The sequence below is a fragment of the Devosia sp. P2_G7 genome, assembly GCF_056403495.1.
In genome coordinates, this window is the sequence record NZ_JBFUFI010000001.1 from 430344 (window position 1) to 447993 (window position 17650).

General features: G+C 66.7%; 16 protein-coding genes. 10 read left to right on the forward strand and 6 right to left on the reverse strand.

The window, feature by feature from the left end; genetic code table 11:
- Positions 1–6: 6 nt before the first annotated feature.
- A complete protein-coding gene (hemC, locus tag AC1DWU_RS02215) occupies positions 7–942 on the reverse strand; it encodes a hydroxymethylbilane synthase (protein WP_477148319.1) in 936 nt (311 codons plus the stop codon).
- A 70-nt stretch (positions 943–1012) separates the two neighbouring features.
- On the opposite strand from hemC, the gene tsaD reads away from it, so the two are divergent.
- The 5 genes from tsaD to AC1DWU_RS02240 all read left to right on the forward strand — a co-directional run bounded on the left by tsaD (position 1013) and on the right by AC1DWU_RS02240 (position 4279).
- Positions 1013–2071, forward strand: a complete 1059-nt coding sequence (gene tsaD / locus AC1DWU_RS02220; protein WP_477148320.1) for a tRNA (adenosine(37)-N6)-threonylcarbamoyltransferase complex transferase subunit TsaD — start codon at positions 1013–1015, stop codon at positions 2069–2071.
- Positions 2061–3029, forward strand: coding sequence for an NAD(P)H-dependent glycerol-3-phosphate dehydrogenase (locus tag AC1DWU_RS02225; RefSeq protein WP_477148321.1), 969 nt, complete (start codon positions 2061–2063; stop codon positions 3027–3029). Before tsaD ends, AC1DWU_RS02225 begins: the two co-directional genes overlap by 11 nt.
- Entirely contained in the window at positions 3029–3322 is a 294-nt protein-coding gene (locus AC1DWU_RS02230; protein WP_477148322.1) for a YciI family protein, read from the forward strand. Before AC1DWU_RS02225 ends, AC1DWU_RS02230 begins: the two co-directional genes overlap by 1 nt.
- Positions 3323–3324: 2 nt before the next feature.
- On the forward strand, positions 3325–3750 hold the full coding sequence (locus AC1DWU_RS02235) for an EVE domain-containing protein (RefSeq protein ID WP_477148323.1): 426 nt from the start codon (positions 3325–3327) through the stop codon (positions 3748–3750).
- A gap of 103 nt (positions 3751–3853) precedes the next feature.
- A complete protein-coding gene (locus AC1DWU_RS02240; RefSeq protein WP_477148324.1) occupies positions 3854–4279 on the forward strand; it encodes a DUF1761 domain-containing protein in 426 nt (141 codons plus the stop codon).
- Here AC1DWU_RS02240 and AC1DWU_RS02245 read toward each other — a convergent pair.
- From AC1DWU_RS02245 to AC1DWU_RS02255, 3 genes are read right to left on the reverse strand one after another with little or no spacing between them, the layout of a single operon-like run.
- Positions 4276–4677: a PIN domain-containing protein gene (locus AC1DWU_RS02245; protein WP_477148325.1), complete on the reverse strand. Its 402-nt coding sequence runs from the start codon at positions 4675–4677 to the stop codon at positions 4276–4278. The two genes, AC1DWU_RS02240 and AC1DWU_RS02245, sit on opposite strands and share 4 nt — an antisense overlap.
- Positions 4664–4900 carry an AbrB/MazE/SpoVT family DNA-binding domain-containing protein gene (locus AC1DWU_RS02250; RefSeq protein ID WP_477148326.1) on the reverse strand — a complete coding sequence of 79 codons (237 nt, stop codon included), beginning with the start codon at positions 4898–4900 and terminating at the stop codon, positions 4664–4666. The genes AC1DWU_RS02245 and AC1DWU_RS02250 overlap by 14 nt, the downstream gene beginning before the upstream one ends.
- A gap of 55 nt (positions 4901–4955) precedes the next feature.
- Positions 4956–5147, reverse strand: coding sequence for a DUF1674 domain-containing protein (locus AC1DWU_RS02255; RefSeq protein WP_477148327.1), 192 nt, complete (start codon positions 5145–5147; stop codon positions 4956–4958).
- Between the two features lie 95 nt (positions 5148–5242).
- On the opposite strand from AC1DWU_RS02255, the gene htpX reads away from it, so the two are divergent.
- The 4 genes from htpX to purH all read left to right on the forward strand — a co-directional run bounded on the left by htpX (position 5243) and on the right by purH (position 10907).
- On the forward strand, positions 5243–6229 hold the full coding sequence (gene htpX / locus AC1DWU_RS02260) for a zinc metalloprotease HtpX (protein ID WP_477148328.1): 987 nt from the start codon (positions 5243–5245) through the stop codon (positions 6227–6229).
- A 4-nt stretch (positions 6230–6233) separates the two neighbouring features.
- Positions 6234–7532, forward strand: coding sequence for an RsmB/NOP family class I SAM-dependent RNA methyltransferase (locus AC1DWU_RS02265; protein ID WP_477148329.1), 1299 nt, complete (start codon positions 6234–6236; stop codon positions 7530–7532).
- An 81-nt stretch (positions 7533–7613) separates the two neighbouring features.
- Complete coding sequence (locus tag AC1DWU_RS02270) at positions 7614–9248, forward strand: heparinase II/III family protein (RefSeq protein ID WP_477148330.1); 1635 nt, start codon at positions 7614–7616, stop codon at positions 9246–9248.
- A 69-nt stretch (positions 9249–9317) separates the two neighbouring features.
- Positions 9318–10907 (forward strand): bifunctional phosphoribosylaminoimidazolecarboxamide formyltransferase/IMP cyclohydrolase, encoded by a 1590-nt coding sequence (gene purH, locus AC1DWU_RS02275; protein WP_477148331.1) that lies wholly within the window; start codon positions 9318–9320, stop codon positions 10905–10907.
- On the opposite strand, the gene AC1DWU_RS02280 is transcribed toward purH, so the two are convergent.
- The gene (locus AC1DWU_RS02280) at positions 10904–11839 is read right to left on the reverse strand and encodes a LysR family transcriptional regulator (RefSeq protein ID WP_477148332.1); all 936 of its coding nucleotides are present in this window, start codon (positions 11837–11839) and stop codon (positions 10904–10906) included. The genes purH and AC1DWU_RS02280 overlap by 4 nt on opposite strands.
- A 95-nt stretch (positions 11840–11934) precedes the next feature.
- Between AC1DWU_RS02280 and AC1DWU_RS02285 the strand changes: the two genes are divergently transcribed.
- Positions 11935–12828 (forward strand): NmrA/HSCARG family protein, encoded by an 894-nt coding sequence (locus AC1DWU_RS02285; protein WP_477148333.1) that lies wholly within the window; start codon positions 11935–11937, stop codon positions 12826–12828.
- 2 nt (positions 12829–12830) lie between these two features.
- On the opposite strand, the gene AC1DWU_RS02290 is transcribed toward AC1DWU_RS02285, so the two are convergent.
- Positions 12831–17606: an NAD-glutamate dehydrogenase gene (locus AC1DWU_RS02290; protein ID WP_477148334.1), complete on the reverse strand. Its 4776-nt coding sequence runs from the start codon at positions 17604–17606 to the stop codon at positions 12831–12833.
- Positions 17607–17650 lie beyond the last annotated feature (44 nt).

Here is a 17650-nt window from a genome sequence, read left to right on the forward strand (position 1 = left end):
ACGCGCCTATCCTTTGAATTGCCGCTGGAATTCCGGCCCGGCCTGTTCCAGCAGCCTCGCACCCAGTTGCGTTCCGAGTTTGGCGGCATCGGCCGCCGCACCCTCCACCGTGCCGCGATAGAACTCGCGTCCATCCGGGCTGAGGATTTCGGCGGTCAACCTGCACGAAACCCCATTCAATTCGGTAAACGCGCCGATCGGGGTTCGACAGGATCCGTCGAGCGTTGCGAGCAGCGAACGTTCGGCCGCGATGGTGGTTGCCGTGGCGGCGTGGTTCAGCACGGTCACCAGCTCCGCCGTCCGCGTGTCGCTCTCGCGGATTTCGATGCCGATGGCGCCCTGCGCCGGCGCCGGCAGGAACTCCAGCGGGTCGAGATAGGCGGTGATCTTGTCCGCCTTGCCCAGCCGGTTGAGCCCGGCCACCGCGAGCAGCGTCGCATCCGCCACGCCCGCCGCGAGCTTGGCAAGCCGCGTGTCGACATTGCCGCGGAACGGCACGACTTCGAGGCCTGGCCGCACTCGCAGCATCTGCGCCGCCCGTCGGATGGACGAGGAACCGAACTTGGCTCCCTCGGGCAGTTCGGCAACGCTCCCGTATTGCAGCGACACGAACGCATCGCGCACATCCTCACGTTCGAGAAACGCGGCAAGCATCAGCCCTTCGGGCAGGAACGACGCCAGGTCCTTGCTCGAGTGCACGCCGAGATCCACTTCGCCGGCGTCAAGCGCCGCCTCGATCTCGCGCGAGAACAGCCCTTTGCCGCCGGCTTCGCTGAGCGGCCGGTCGGTGAGCTTGTCGCCGCTGGTAGTGATGACGCGGATCTCGATCCGCTCGGGCGCCACGTCATGCGCCTCGGCCAGCAGCCGCTGCGTCAACTGTGCCTGGGCCAGCGCCAGCGGCGAGCCCCTGGTCCCGATGCGAAGGAACGCGGCCGATTGCATTTCAGTTCATACCTATTGTAGGCCAAAGCCGGGCTGGGCTTACCCCTTAGATAGGTAGCGGACAAGTTTGATGAGAGTGCTCGGCATCGAAACCAGCTGCGACGAAACCGCCGCCTCGATTGTCGAGCGCGATGCCGGAGGGCACGCGACGATCCTCTCGAACATCGTCCGTAGCCAGTTCGAAGAGCACGCGCCCTACGGCGGTGTCGTCCCCGAACTCGCCGCCCGCGCCCATGTCAGCTACCTCGACCACATCATCGAACGCGCCGCCAAGGCCGCCGGGATGAAACTGAGCGAGGTCGACGCCATCGCCGCCACGGCCGGTCCCGGGCTGATCGGTGGCGTGCTGGTCGGCCTTACCACGGCCAAGGCGATCGCCGCGGCGCTCGGCAAGCCGCTGATTGCGGTGAACCACCTCGAGGCGCACGCGCTCACCGCGCGGCTGACCGATGGTCTCGCCTTCCCCTACCTGATGCTGCTGGTCTCCGGCGGGCACAGCCAGTTTGTCCTCGTCCGCGGCGTCGGCGACTACGAGCGCTGGGGCACCACCATCGACGATGCGCTGGGCGAAGCCTTCGACAAGGTGGCAAAGCTGCTCGGTCTCGGTAACCCCGGCGGCCCGGAAGTCGAGAAGATGGCGGCAAAGGGCGACCCACGCCGCTTCAACTTCCCGCGCCCGCTGCTGAAGGAGGACCGGCTCGATTTCTCCTTCTCCGGCCTCAAGACCGCCGTCCGCCTCGCCGCCGAGCAGCATGCGCCGCTGACCGACCAGGACGTCGCCGACATCTGCGCCAGCTTCCAGCGCACCGTCGCCGAAATCGTCGCTACCCGCGCCCGCTCCGCCCTCGCGAAATATGCGATCGAGCTGCCCGGCCAGCCGCCCCGCCTCGTCGTCGCCGGCGGTGTCGCCGCCAACAAGGCGATCGGCACGGCCCTGCGCGGGGCCGCCGACGCGGCCGGCGCCACCCTCGTCATCCCACCGATCCCACTCTGCACCGACAACGGCGCCATGGTCGCCTGGGCCGGCGCGGAACGGCTGGCGCTAGGAGCCGCCGATCGACTGGATTTCTCTGCCAAGGCCCGTTGGCCGCTCGACAGCGCCGACATGGGCCTGACCCATGCGGCTTGACCGCGTCGCCATCGTCGGCGCCGGTGCCTGGGGCACCGCCCTCGCACAAGCCGCAGCCATCGCCGGCCGGCAGGTGACGCTGGTCGGCCGCGATCCGGCGGTGATCGACGACATCAACCGCAACCATCGCAACAGCGCCCATCTCGGTGCGCAAACCCTGTCCAGCCGCGTCACCGGATCGCTGATCTTGCCCGACGCCGACCTGGTCATCCTGGCGGTCCCCGCGCAGGCGAGCCGCGCCGCCCTTAAGCCGATCGCCGCGGCATTGGCCCATCTGCCTGTCGTCCTTACCGCCAAGGGACTCGAGCACGGCACGCTGAAACGCCAGAGCGAAGTCCTCGCCGAAGTCTCCCCCACCGCCATTCCCTATGTGCTGAGCGGCCCGAGCTTTGCCGCCGACGTTGCCGCCGGTCGTCCCACCGCCGTCACCCTCGCCGGCGACGACCCTGAAGCCACCTCCGCCGTGGCGGCCGCACTCGCAGGCCCCACCTTCCGTCTCTATGCCGCCGACGACCGCCTCGGCGTCGAGCTGGCAGGGGCGCTGAAGAATGTCTACGCGCTGGGCTGCGGCGCCGTCGMCGGCGCCGGTCTCGGGGCTTCGGCCCGCTCGGCGCTGCTTGCTCGCGCCTTTGCCGAACTCACCCGGCTGGTCGTCCGCATGGGCGGCAGCGCCTCGACATTGACGGGCCTTGCCGGCCTCGGCGACCTGACGTTGAGCTGCACCTCGACCCAGTCGCGCAACTACCGCTACGGCGTCAGCCTCGGCCGCGGCGAACCGGCCGGCACCGACCTCGCCGAAGGCGTATTGACCGCCCCTGTGGCGAAGGCGCTCGCCGACCAACTGCGCATCGACGCCCCGCTGATCGATGCGGTAAACCTGCTGATCGAGGGCAACACCTCGATCACCGCTATCGTCGCCGGCCTCATGTCGCGGCCGCTCAAGAGGGAAGAAGACTGATGCCGTTCTACTCGATCGTCGCCACCGATAAGCCCGATGGCCTCGAGCACCGCATGGCGGTCCGCCCCGAGCACCTGAAGCACCTCGACAACCTCGGCGACAAGCTGGTGATCGCGGGGCCGTTCCAGACCGAGGAAGGCAAGGCCACCGGCAGCTTCATGGTCATCGAGGCCCCGGATCTCGCCACCGCCACCTCGCTCTACGAGCAGGATCCGTTTATCAAGGAGGGCGTGTTCCAGAGCTACGAGATCAGCCGCTGGGCGCTGACCATCAACAAGAGTGCGGGACGCTGAAAATGGCCTACTGGCTGATGAAATCCGAGCCGGACGTCAATTCCTACGATGACGTAGTGAATCGCGGCGTCCCCGAGGAATGGCATGGGGTGCGCAACTACACCGCGCGCAACAACATGAAGGCGATGCAGCTCGGCGACGAGGCGTTCTTCTACCATTCCAACATCGGCAAGGAGATCGTCGGCATCATCAAGGTCGTGGCTCTCGCCCACAAGGATTCGACCGCCGAGCCGAACGAGAAGGGCAACATCGTCTGGGAGTGCGTCGACGTGCTGCCGGTGAAGAAGCTGCCAAAACCCGTGACGCTCGAAACCATCAAGAAGACCCCCGAGCTCGCCAACATGGCGCTGGTGAAGCTCTCCCGCCTCTCCGTCGGCCCGGTCACCGAGGCCGAGTGGAAGCTGATCTGCAAGATGGGTGGGTTGTAGGCGCCGTTACACCTGGTGCGTGCCGCCCCCCGGCTTCGTTGGCGAACGCAGGCAAATCACCGTAGAATCACCCTCGCCGCACCTGGCGGCTGAGGGGGAACATATGACGCATTTCGCAGTGAACTGGCTGGCGGTGGTCGTCGCCATGGTCGCCAGCATGGCGCTCGGCTTCGTCTGGTACATGGCGCTGTCCAAGCAGTGGCTCGCCGCCCAGGGCAAGCGCCGCGAAGACATCAACCAGGCCGACTGGACGCCCTATGCCTGGTCGGTCGTGGTGCAACTGGTGATGGCCTACTTCATCGCCCTGCTCACCCCGGTGATCTTCGACGCCACCAATGTCACCACCGGCATTCTCTGCGGCGTCCACATGTGGCTGGGCTTTGTCATCACCTCGATGATCCTCAACCACCGTTACCAGGGCGCCAAATGGAGCCTCACCCTGATCGACGGCGGCTACCTGCTCGGCGTGCTGATCGTCCAGGGCATTGTCATCGGCCTGTTCGGCGGCCCGGCACCGGTCGCGGCCTAACTGAACGGATTCACGATGTGCAGGCGGCCAGCGATCAACTGGCCGTGCTGCATGTCTTCGGAATAGAGGGTGGTGCAACCGGCTTCGAGGGCTGATGCAACGATCGTGGCATCATAAAAATGCAGCATATAGCGCTCGGCCAAGGCCAGCGCCCGACGGTGAGTGTCGACGGTCAGCGGATGTACCTGAAGCAGGTTGCTTATGAAGTCCACTGCTTCGGAAATCTCGTCCCAGTCCATCCGCATCTTCGAGCGCGCGACGTTGGCAAACTCGTTGAGCACCTGGACGCTGACGTTTCCGCCCGCTTCCACGATTTCTGCAGCTCGGCCCGACCGCGTGGAAGCCTGTATCGAGAAGTAGACGAGGATATTGGTATCGAGGAAGCTAGCGCCTGGCATTCGCTTCTTCGCGATTGAACCGATAGTCCTCTGGCAGACGATCCTTCAGGATCTCCCGTAGTCGCTCAACGCGCTCGCGGCGCGAGGCAAGCCGCAGCAGTTCGATCCCGTTGATATCGGAAGGCCGAAAGTCAACCTCGTCGCCCTCCTTGAGACCGAGCCTGCTGGCCACATCCATGGGAATGCGGACCGCAAGGCTGTTTCCCCATTTCGAAATCTTCATTTGGCACCTTTATGATACACACATAGATCCTGTATATCATAGCTGCCGCCGAAGATCAAAAGTCCGCCGTTAGTCCCTTGATCTCCCAGTCGCCGTAGCGGGCGGGGTCGAGGCCGCCGCGGCCGCCTTTTTCCGCTTTGCTGGCGGCTGCCTTGTCGTCGATCGCCTTGCGCCGCGCTTCGGCTTCCGCGAGGGCGCGTTCGGCGGCTGGAGTCAGGGGCTTTTGTGCACTGGTTTCGTCGCTCATCGCATTACCGTTTGGTGAGGTTCCCTTGCCGGGAACCTTCAGCCGTCCCATTTATTGGGCCAGGATAACCAACCGAGGTACAAGACTTAACCGCAATGCTCAACTTCCTCCGCACTTCCGTGCTGCTCGCGGCGCTCACCGCCATCTTCATGGCGGTGGGGTACTTCGTCGGCGGCCAGAGCGGCATGTTGATCGCCTTGGGTTTTGCCGTCGTCACCAACCTCTTCGCCTACTGGAATTCGGACAAGATGGTGCTGCGCATGCAGAACGCCGTCGAAGTCGACCCGCGCACCCAGCCTGACCTCTACAGCACGGTGGAGGCACTGGCGCAGCGCGCCGGCATCCCCATGCCCAGGCTCTACGTGATCAATACCGAGCAGCCCAACGCCTTCGCCACCGGCCGCAACCCGCAGAATGCCGCGGTTGCCGTGTCGGCCGGCCTGCTGCGCTATCTCGAGCCGCGTGAAGTCGCGGCGGTGGTGGCGCACGAGCTGGGGCATATCCGAAGCCGCGACACGCTCACCATGACCATCACCGCGACCGTTGCCGGCGCCATCTCGATGCTGGCGCAGTTCGGGCTGTTCTTCGGTCGCGGCAACTCCCGCGACAATCCACTGGGCCCGATCGGCGTGCTGATTGCCGTGATCGTCGCCCCGATCGCGGCCGCGCTGGTGCAGATGGCGGTCAGCCGCACCCGCGAATACGAGGCCGACAAGGATGGCGCCGAGATCTCCGGCGACCCGCTGGCGCTGGCCTCGGCGCTGAACAAGATCAGCCAGTTGGCGCAGCGCACCGTCAACGTCGCGGCCGAACGCAACCCGGCCCAAGCCCACATGTACATCTTCAATCCGCTCAGCGGGAAGCGCATCGACAACCTGTTCTCGACCCACCCGGCAGTCGAAAACCGCATCGCGAAGCTGCAGCGCATCGCCTCCGATATGCAGGTCGATCGCACCGGCCGCCGCGCCGCGCCGCAGGTCACGCCGGCCGATGCCATCCCCCGCAATACCGGCGGCGGTTGGCGCGTCCCCTCGACAGGCTCGAGCGAGAATGGCAATAGCAGCCGCGGACCGTGGGGCTGAGCGCTTGAAGAAACAGAAAAATCCGCCGGGGCTGAAGCTCCGGCTTCTCGCAGCCGAGCGGCTCGATAAGGTGCTCAAGGGGGCGAACTTCGCCCCCTTTTCAGTTGCCGAGATCGAAGATGGTCGCGATCGCGCGCTGGCCAACCGGCTGGTCACCACGGCGCTGCGTCGCCATGGCCAGATCGACCTGATGATCGCCCGCTTCCTCGATCGCGGCATTCCGAAGAAGTCCGGCCCGTTCGAGGCCATCCTGCGGCTGAGCCTCGCGCATCTGGTGTTCCTGCCCGAACTGGGAGACCACAGCGCCATCTTCCTCGCAGTGGAAGCCAGCAAGCGCGACACCAAGAGCCAGCATCTGTCCAAGCTGATGAACGCCGTGCTGCGCCGCGCCCAGGGCGAAGCCCATTCGCTCCGCCACCTGCCGCATCAGGCGCTGTTCCCCGCCACTCTCGGCCCGCTCTGGCGCGACACCTATGGCGAGGACGCGCTTGAGGACTTTGCCGACGCGCTGCTCGACGGTGCCCCGCTGGACCTGACGCTCAAGGCCATCGATCCGGAGCTGATCGACAGCCTTGGCGCCTCCGCCGTCATCGCCGACACCGTGCGTATCGGCGAACGCGACAAGCCGGTGGAGGCCCTGCCCGGCTTCGACACCGGCCGCTGGTGGGTGCAGGACGCCGCCGCAGCCATCCCCGCCCGGCTGCTCAAGCTTGCTCCCGGCGCCCGCGTGCTCGATCTCTGCGCTGCCCCCGGCGGCAAGACCGCGCAGCTGGTGAATGCCGGCTACGCCGTCACCGCCATCGATAGCGAGCCCGATCGCGTGGCCCGTATGGCGCAGAACCTCGCTCGCCTGAGCATGACGGCCGAAACCGTCACCGCCGACGCGCTGGCCTGGGAGCCGGCGCAGAAGTTCGACGGCATCCTGCTCGATGCGCCCTGTTCGGCCACCGGCACGTTCCGCCGCCACCCCGAAGTCATCTGGCATCGCGATGCGTCCGATATCGCAGGTCGCGTGGCACTTCAGCGCCGGTTCATCGAGCGCGCCCTAACCTGGCTCAATCCGGGCGGCCTGCTCGTTTATTGCGTCTGCTCGCTCGAGCCGGCGGAAGGCGAGGAGCAGGCGCGCTGGCTGCTTGATCGCGACGATGTCGTGGCCGAGCCGATCGGCGCCGACGAACTGGTCGGGCTGCCGGATGCCGTCACCCCTGACGGCTTCGTACGAATTGCGCCGGGCATGCTTGTTCCTGGGGATAAGGGCGGCACGCTCGACGGGTTCTTCGTTGCGCGCGTCCGGCGCCGCTAGGATAGTGTCACCGGCCCTTGGCAAGCTCTCCGCGCGGGCCTATCAGAGCCCGCCGGCCAAAACGTATGTGAGGACGTAGACTTGGCACATTCGCTGCGTTTCCTCGCACGCCGCACGTTGTTGTCCGCGGCCGACCATATCGTCACCAATCCGCTCATCCGCTGGACCTGGACCGGCCCGAGCAATGACGACCTGATCGGCGCGCTCGCCGAGTTCCGGCCGACCGACCGCGAAACCGTTCTCGAGATGATGCAGGGCCGCTACCTGCTGGCGTCCAAGCTCGTCGACACGCACGGCGTTTCACCCTTCTCGCTCGATGTCGATCACGACGACTGGCAATACGACCTGCAGGCCTTCGCCTGGCTCCGCCACTTCCGCGATGCGCGCACCGATGAGGAACGCCGCTTCGCCCGCACCCTGACGCTCGACTGGATCGGCCGCGACGGCCATTTCAACCGTGAGGCCTGGGGTCCGGCGCTCACCGCCCGTCGCGTTCTCAACTGGCTGCGGCACTACAACATCCTCATCGAGGGCGCGACGCTGGAGCAGACCCAGCAGATCAGCCGCTCGCTCTCCACCCAGATCTCGTCGCTGAAAGTCCGCAGCCTGCTCGCCACCGATCCGGTAGACGCGCTGCTCGTCGCCATCGCGCTGGTCGGGGTGGCGCTTTGCTCGGACCGGCCCAATGCCGAGGTCGAGGCCCGCGTCCGCAACGTGCTCGACCACGTCGACGCCCAGATCGACGAGGACGGGCTGCATCGGAGCCGCTCTGCCAAGATCCAGATTCAGTTGCTGGTCGAGCTAATCACCATCAAGCAGGCGCTGCGCCGCGACCACGAGCAGGCCTCGAACGATCTCGACGAACTGACCGAGAGCATGCACCGGGCGCTCGATGCCATCTCGCTCGGCACGGGCGAACCCGCCTATTTCAACGGCACGGGCCAGATGGCGCACGACCTGATCGTTGCCGTACAGGCGCAGAGTGCCGCCCGCGCTCGTCAGACCGGCACCGCCGGCGGCTATGGCCGGCTGATCGCCGGCCGCTCCATCGTCGTCGCCGATTCCGGCCTCGTCGCCGATCCGGAGTTCACCGCGCACGCCCATGCCAGCGCGCTCGCCTTCGAGTTCAGCCACGGCCGCGACCTCGTCGTCTGCAATTGTGGCCCGGCCCCGTCCGACTATGACGACGCGCTGCTGTTCCGGCAGGGCATCGCGCACTCGGCGCCCACCATCAACGCGTTGTCGGCCGCCGCGATCGCGCCGTCAGGCCCGCTCGCCGGGCGCCTGCTGCCGCTCGGCCGCCCCAGCGAGATCGAAGCCCGCAGCGCCGACGACACGCTGATCATCACCGCCCACGGCTATGCCGAGCGCTTCGGCGTGACGCTGGAGCGCCACCTGACGCTGCTCGCTGAGGGTAAGACGCTGGTCGGCCAGGACCGCTTCGTGCGCCACCGCAACCGCGTCTCGGGCGCCGCCGCCATCCGCTTCCACCTCGCCCACCAGACCGAGGTGCAAGTGACCGACGATCTCGTCCGCCTCCGCCTCAACTCCGGCGCGGTCTGGACCTTCCTCTGGGAGGGCGCCGACATGCGCGTTGAGGATAGCGTCCGCCAGTCGGCCTATTTCGGCTTCCACCGCACCAAGCAGTTGGTGCTGGAGACGCTGGTTGCCGACGCCAACGAGGTCAGCTGGATTTTTACCCTCGAAGAGAACTGACGCCGGTTCCCTTCTGCCGCCTCCCGTGCTAGCGAGCCGCCAACTCAACACATCGCGGGAAATCAAGGCATGTCCGACGGCAAGGTGGTTCCGGTCAAACGCGCGCTGCTTTCTGTTTTCGACAAGACCGGCATGGCCGATTTCGCCAAGGCGCTGGCCGGGCTCGGCGTCGAGCTGGTGTCGACCGGCGGCACCCACAAGCTGATCGCCTCGACCGGCGCCGCTGTCCGCGACATCTCCGATCTCACCGGCTTTCCCGAGATGATGGACGGCCGGGTGAAGACGCTGCACCCCAAGGTGCATGGCGGCCTGCTATCGGTGCGCGACAACCCCACCCACAAGGCCTCGATGGACGAGCACCAGATCGGCGCCATCGATCTTGTGGTGGTGAACCTCTACCCGTTCGAGGAAACCATCGCCAAGGGCGCCTCCTACGACGAGACCATCGAGAACATCGATATCGGCGGCCCGGCGATGATCCGCTCGGCAGCCAAGAACCATGCCTATGTCACTGTCATCGTCGACCCCAGCGACTATGACGCGGTGCTGGAGCAGATCCGCCAGACCGGCGGCGTGCCCTACGACATGCGCCAGCGCCTGGCCGCCAAGGCCTATGCCCGCACCGCCGCCTACGACTCGGTGATCTCGAGCTGGTTCGCCAAGACCCTCGACTATGCCGAGATGCCCTATCGCAGCTTTGCCGGGCGTTTGAAGGAAGTGATGCGCTACGGCGAAAACCCGCACCAGTGGGCCGCCTTCTACACCACCGGCGAGCAGCGCCCCGGCGTCGCCACCGCCCGCCAGGTGCAGGGCAAGTCGCTGAGCTACAACAACCTCAACGACACCGATGCCGCCTTCGAGCTGGTCTCGGAGTTCGACCCCAAGGTTCCCGCCGTCGCCATCATCAAGCACGCCAATCCATGCGGCTTCGCCACCGGCGCCTCGCTGATCGAGGCCTATCACCTGGCGCTGCGCACCGATCCGGTCAGCGCCTTTGGCGGCATCGTGGCGCTGAACCAGACCATCGACGCAGCCACCGCCACCGAGATCGTCAAGGTGTTCACCGAGGTGATCGTCGCCCCCGACGCCACCGAGGAGGCGATCAAGATCGTCGCCGCGAAGAAGAACCTGCGCCTCTTGCTCACAGGTGCGCTTGCCGACCCCAAGGCCGGCGGCCTGACGGTGAAATCGCTGGCCGGCGGCCTACTCGTCCAGGGTCGCGACGATCGCAACGTCGACGACACCGAGTTCCGCGTGGTGACCAAGAAGGCCCCGACCGAGGCCGAACTGCGCGACCTGAAGATCGCGATGAAGGTGGCCAAGCACGTCAAGTCGAACGCAATCATCTACGTCAAGGACGGCGCCACAGTCGGCATCGGCGCCGGCCAGATGAGCCGGCTCGACTCAAGCCGCGTCGCCCACCGCAAGGCTATCGACGCCGCCGAAGCCGCCGGCATCGAGGGCGCCCTCACCGCCAACTCCGTGGTGGCCTCCGACGCCTTCTTCCCGTTCCCCGACGGCATGCTCGCCGCGGTCGAAGCCGGCGCTACCGCCGTCATCCAGCCCGGTGGCTCGATGAACGACCAGGCGGTGATCGACGCTGCCGACGCAGCCGGCATCGCCATGGTGATGACTGGGATGCGCCACTTCCGGCACTAGGCAGCAGGCATTCCCAACGCATCCGGCGCGCAGTTTTCGAGCGCCGCCGCCCGGCTCAACCGCTCGGCGGCGAGCTCGACGAACGCCTTGACCGCCGGCGACAGGTGCCGGCTCGACGGATAGAGCGCGTAGACGCCGCCCACGGCCATCGCATAGTCCGGCAGCACCCGCTGCACCCGGCCTTCCGTAATGGCGGGCGCCGCGGCGGAGGCAGGCAACTGCGCGATGCCGAGACCCTTGAGCACCGCCGCCGTCGCGATCTCCATCGTGTTGGCAGCGATACGGCCGCTCACGGCCACGGTCTGCGGCCCATCGGGCCCCTCCAGCACCCATTGCGCGCCGGCGATCGACCGTCCGGCAATGATGCAATCGTGCAATCTGAGGTCTGCCGGCTGCTCCGGTGTTCCCCGCCTCGCAAGGTAGTCGGGGCTCGCGCACAGCACCTTGTGCGACGCGCCGAGCTTGCGCGCCACCAGCGTCGAATCCGTCAGCGAACCGGTGCGGAAGGCGACATCGATGCCTGCCTCGACCAGGTTGAGCTTGTCGTCGGTGAGCAGCAGCTCGACGCTCGCCTTGGGATAGGACTCGAGGAACTCGAACACCGTCTGCCCCAGGAAGAACCCTGCAAAGCCGACCGGCGCCGAGACGCGAATGGTACCCGAGGGCTCCGCCCGTGCTTCGGCAAGCTGCTCGTTCGCCGCTTCGATGGTCCGTAGCGCAGCACTGCTCTGCTCATAGTAGACCCGGCCAACATCGGTGGGCCGCAAGCTGCGGGTGGTCCGGTGCAGCAGCCGCACCCCGACCTGCCGTTCGAGTTCGGCAACCCGTCGGCTGACGCTCGTCTTGGGCAGGCCAAGCAACCGGGCCGCCCCGGTGAAGCTGCCGGCCTCGACCACCCGGGCGAAGATCGCAACGTCGTTCAGGTCCACCATTGTAGCTCCCAGCGGTACGATGTTTCCTGACTATAGCTCGTTGTAGCGCAATCCGTCAGTACCGAAATCTCCGGGACCAAACTCGGAGATCGAAAATGACAACCAAGAAAACCGTCCTCGTCACCGGCGCCACCGGCCAGCAAGGCGGCGCCGTCGCCCGCGCCCTGCTCAGCAGGGGTCACACCGTGCGGGCGCTGACCCGCAACCCCGATGCGGCAGCTGCACGCCGCCTCGCCGCCGCTGGCGCCGACATCATTGCTGGTGATTTCAGCGATCCGGCCTCGGTCGAGCGAGCCGCCAAAGGCGCCGACGCTATGTTCGTCGTCACCAGCTTCTGGGGCAACGGCCCTGAGGTGGAAACCGAACAGGGCATCGCCGCGGTCCACGCCGCCAAGGCGGCCGGCATCGGTCACCTGGTGTTTTCCTCTGTCGCCGACGCCAACAAGGCGACGGGCATCCCGCATTTCGAGAGCAAGTATCGGGTCGAGCAGGCGATCAAGGAACTCGGCATTCCCCATACGATCGTGGCGCCCGTCGCCTTCATGGAGAATGTCACGGCACCCTGGGGGATCGAGGCGCTCCGCAACGGCGTCTACGCCTTCGGGCTGCCGTCCGCGCGGACTAATCAGCTAATCGCCGTCGCCGATATCGGCGCCTTCGTCGCGGCGGTGATCGAACGCGGCGCCTCGGTGTTCGGCAAGCGCTTCGACATCGCCGGCGACGAACTCTCCGGCACCGACCAGGCCGCGATCCTCTCGCGCACCACGGGCGGCCCGATTCGCTACCAGGAGATCCCGCTGGCGGCCGCACGGCAGCAGGACCCTGAGAGCGCCATCATGTTCGAATGGTTCGACCAGGTCGGCTACGACGTCGATATTCCGGCCCTGCACCAGGCCTTCCCCGAGGTCGCCTGGCACTCGTTCGAGGCCTGGGCGCAGGATGCCGACTGGTCGATCCTCGCCCCGTCACCGCAAGCCGTGAACGGCTGACGTCAGACGCTCCGCGCCAGATCGCCGAGCAAGCCGGCGGCGACCGAGAGGCGAGATACCGTCATCTCGCCCTCGGTGAGCCCCTGCACCGCATCTGCAACCCGCGCGATTGCCTCCGGCTGCGCACTGCGCCATGCGGCAAGCCGCCCATCCACCGCACCGGTGCCGAGGCTTAGCGCATCGACGGTGAGGTCGCGCTGCGCTCGCAGCAGGTTGGCCAGCGCCCGGTCGAGCGCCATTCGGTCGAACTTGTCGGCAAGGACGATGGCGTTGCCCTGCTCGACGATACGGCCGAGCTTGAACGTGTCGAGCACACCGAAGAACGCCACCGCAGCATCAGCCACCGGCGTCCGGGTCTTTTCGGCCACCAGCACGATATCGGTCCCTAGCGACAGCACCGGCAGTTCAGCGAAGCGCCGCGCCATCTCGCGGCTCACCCCCGCCGCTTCGAGCCGCGTTGTCCGCTCGCCGATGGCGTGCTCGAGATACGTGCCCAACAGGCCGGTGATCATCGCCCGCACCTGCGCGATGCCATCCTGGTAGCGATCGACCAGCGGTCGCAAGCCATTGTCGAACCGCCCGTTCCTCAGGAACCACAGCGTCTCGCGCTTCAACAGCGCCTGCACCTCGGCATAGAGCCTCAGTTGCGTCTTGCCCGGCACCGTGCCGTCGAGCCCATCGATGTCGCGGTTGAGATCGGGCGTGCCGTAGACGTCGCGCGCCGCCGCATAGGCGGCCGCCACCTGCCCGGCATCGGCGCTCGACGCCGTCATCATCTCATTGACGAAGCCCGGCCCGCCGCGATTGATCATCGCATTCGACAGCACCGTGGCGATCACCTCGCGGCGCAGCCGATGGTTGGTGACCGTGTCCTCGAACGTCTCGATCAGCCGGTCGGGGAAGTAGCGATAGAGCTCGCGCCCGAGGTACGGGTCGTCCGGCACCCCGGTCTTCAGCAGGTCCGCATTGGCCACGTTCTTCGCATAGGCCAGCAGCACCGCCAGCTCTGGCCGGCTCAGCCCCTTGCCGCCCTGCGCCCGATGCCGGAGTGCCGCGTTGTCAGGAAGGAACTCCACGGGCCGGCTGAGTTCGCCCGCCGCCTCCAGCGCCTCCATCAGCGACAGGTGCTCGGGGAATGCCGCGAGCCCACGCGATTCCTCGACGCTGAGCGCCAGCGTCTGCAGGTAGTTGTTCTTCAAACAGAGCGCCGCCACCTCGTCGGTCATCGAGGCAAGGAACTCGTTGCGCACCGGCGTCGTCAACTGCCCGGTCCGCGTCAGCGCCCCGAGCGCGATCTTGATGTTCACTTCGAGGTCGGACGAGTTCACACCGGCCGAGTTGTCGATCGCGTCGGTGTTGATCCGCCCGCCCTTCAGCGCGTATTCGACCCGCCCCAGCTGCGTCACCGCCAGGTTGGCGCCCTCGCCCACCACCAACGCGCGGATCTCGCCGCCGGCAATCCGCACCGCGTCATTGGCCTTGTCGCCGGCCTGCGCATCGCTCTCTGTGCTCGCCCGCACATAGGTGCCAATGCCGCCGAACCAGAGCAGATCGACCTGCGCCTTGAGGATGGCGCGGATCACGTCGTTGGGCGTCACCGCATCGGAATTGAGCCCCAGCGCCTTCCGCGCCTCGGCGAACAGCGCCACGGTCTTCAGGCTGCGCGAGTAGACCCCGCCGCCCTTCGAGATCAGCTCGGCATTGTAGTCCTGCCAGCTCGAGCGCGGCAGCTGGAACAGCCGAAGCCGCTCCGCCATGCTGACCGCCGGATCCGGATCGGGATCGATGAAGATGTCGCGATGGTCGAACGCCGCGATCAGCCGCGTCTCGGGCGACAGCAGCATGGCATTGCCGAACACGTCGCCCGACATATCGCCGACACCCACCGCGCTGAACGGCGTTGTCTGGATGTCGCGATCCATCTCGCGGAAATGCCGCTTCACCGCCTCCCAGCCGCCCCGCGCGGTGATGCCCATCTTCTTGTGGTCGTAGCCGGCCGAACCGCCAGAGGCAAAGGCATCGCCGAGCCAGAAATCGCGACCCACTGCGATGGCGTTGGCGGTGTCCGAGAAACTCGCCGTGCCCTTGTCGGCGGCGACCACCAGGTACGGATCGTCGCCATCGCGCCGCACCACGTCGGGGGGCGGGACGATAGTATCGACTTCGAGGTTGTCGGTGACGTCGAGCAGCGTCGAGACGAATATCTTGTAGCAGGTGGTCCCCTCGCGCATCACCGTCTCGCGGTCAGCGCCGACCGGCGTCTGCTTCGGCACGAACGCGCCCTTCGCGCCCACCGGCACGATAATGGCGTTCTTCACCTGCTGCGCTTTTACCAGCCCCAGCACCTCGGTGCGGAAATCTTCCGGCCGGTCCGACCAGCGGAGGCCACCGCGCGCGATCGGCCCGAACCTGAGGTGCAGCCCTTCCACCCGCGGCGAATAGACGAAGATCTCGCGGTAGGGCTTGGGCTCGGGAAGCGCATCGACCTTGGAGCAGTCGAACTTCAGCGCCAGCGCCGGCCGTCGCGATCCGCTCTGGTCGCGCTGGTAGGCATTGGTCCGCACCACCGCTTCGGTGAGGTTGAGATAGCGCCTGAGGATGCGGTCCTCGTCGAGCGAGGTCGTCGCCTCCACCGCCGCGTTGATGGTCTCGCGCGCCTCGCTGGTCGCCCGCTTCCGATCGCCGGCGAAATGCGGATCGTTCTCCGCGTGGAACAGCGTCACCAGCGCCGCCGACACATCGGCATGCCGCGCCATCACCCCGTTGAGGTAGTCGCGCGAGTAGGGGATGCCGACCTGCTTCAGGTAACGCGTCAGCGCCCTCAGCACCTCGACATCGTCCCAGCTCAGGCCGGCCCGCATGGTCAGCTGGTTGAGCCCGTCGCTCTCCGCCTCGCGCCGCCACACGGCGAGGATGGCGTTCTCGATCTGCTGGCCCAGCACGCGGTCGTCGAGGTCGAGCCCATCATCGGCCTCGAGCAGCATGTCGTGGACGAACGTCTCGGCCCCGTGCAGCGGCTTGACCGTGAAGGTGTCCTCGTCGATCACCCGGAAGCCGAAATTCTCCAGCATCGGCACACGATCGCTCAGCGCGATCGGGCTGCCCTGGTGGTAAACCTTCAGCCCCATGGCGCTGCGCCCCTCGCGCGCCCCGAGCCTGAGCGCAATCGCCCGCTCGTCCGGCAGCACCCGGATCACCGCAATATCGGCGAGCGCGGCTTCGGCGGAGTGCACCGCCTGGTAATCCGGCGGGAACGCATCGAGGTAGTCCGCGATGGCCGCCGAATCCGGCGCCGCTGCCACCAGCCGGTCGCCAAAGGTGCGGATGCGCTCGGCAACGCCCTGCTCCAGCTCCTCGCGGAGTGGTGTGGGCGTCTTGCCGCCGTTGCGCCCGATGATGAAGTGCACCCGGACCAGCTCGCCCTCGGGGAAGCTCGGGTAGAACGCCGAAACGCGGCCCTCGTAAACCTCGGCCAGATAGGCGCCGATCACCGCCCGCACGTCCGAATCGTAGCGGTCGCGCGGCACGAACACGAGGATCGAGACGAAATTGTCGAACCGGTCGATGCGGCTGAGCACTCGCACCCGCGGCCGGTCGACGAGGCTGGCGATAATCGTCGCGAACTCATAGAGCTGCGGCTCGGAGATCTGGAACAGCTCGTCGCGCGGGAAAGTGTCGAGCGCGTTCATCAGCGCCTTGCCGGCGTGGCTCTGCGGGTCCTGGCCCGCTTCCTTCAGCACCTCGGTGATCTTCTTGCGGATCAGCGGCACGTCGGTGTTGGGCGAGGCCAGTGACATCGAGGTGAAGAGCCCGACGATGCGAAGCTCGCCAGAGATGGCGCCTTCCCGGTCGTAGAGCTTCACCCCGACGTAATCCATGTAGGTGCGCCGGTGCACCCGCGACCGGATATTGGCCTTGGTGACCATGATCGGCGCCGGCTCGGCGAGGAACGCGAAATGCTGTTCGGTCATCTCGACATAGTTCGGACCCGAACGCAGGAACAGCACGCGGGGGTCCTCGAGGATCCCCAGCTCACTGTCATGTACCGGCACCAGCTTGGCCGGGATCGTTACCCCATCGGCCTCGCTGCCCGGCTCCAGCTTGTACTCGCGCATGCCGAGGAAGGTGAAGTTGTGCTCGGCCAGCCAGCCGAGGAAGTGCATCGCCTCGGCCACCTGCGCCGGCGGCGCCTTGGGCGCATGGGCGTGCCAATCGGCCATCGCCTTCTTCACCCGCGCCAGCATCGGCCGCCAGCCGGCAACTGCGCGGCCGACATCGGTCAGCGTGTCGTCGATCTCGCCCCGCAGCGCCTCGCGCTGGACGATATCTGCCAAGGGGTCGATCTCGACATGAAGGAAACTCTCGAGCCGGCTACCTGGGGTCGGGACTTCCAGCACCCGATAGGTCGCCGGGTCGAATTGCAGCACCGGATGGGTGATGAAGCGGATCACCCCGCCGCGCGCCCGGATTGCTGCCAAGACGCTATCGACGATGAACGGCATGTCCGCCGAGAACACCTCGACGATCTCGGCGTCGCCCGGCTTCTCCGGTGGCACCACGTAGACGTTGTGGCTCGCAAGCTCGCGCTTTCCCAGCCGGCCGTAGGACTTGCGAAACGTCGCTTCCAGCGCCTCGGCGGAGTGCATCGCCAGGTCTTCGGGGTCGGTCGCCTCCGCCACCGTCTTCAGGAACCGCGCAAAGCTCGGCTCCGATGATTGGTAGCCCTGCGCCCGCGCGATCAGTTCCGCACGCGTGTCGACAGCCGCCGCCTCATTCATCGCCCAACTCCCCGTCCCCTCGGTCCCCTGACTCTGCGTCCGGC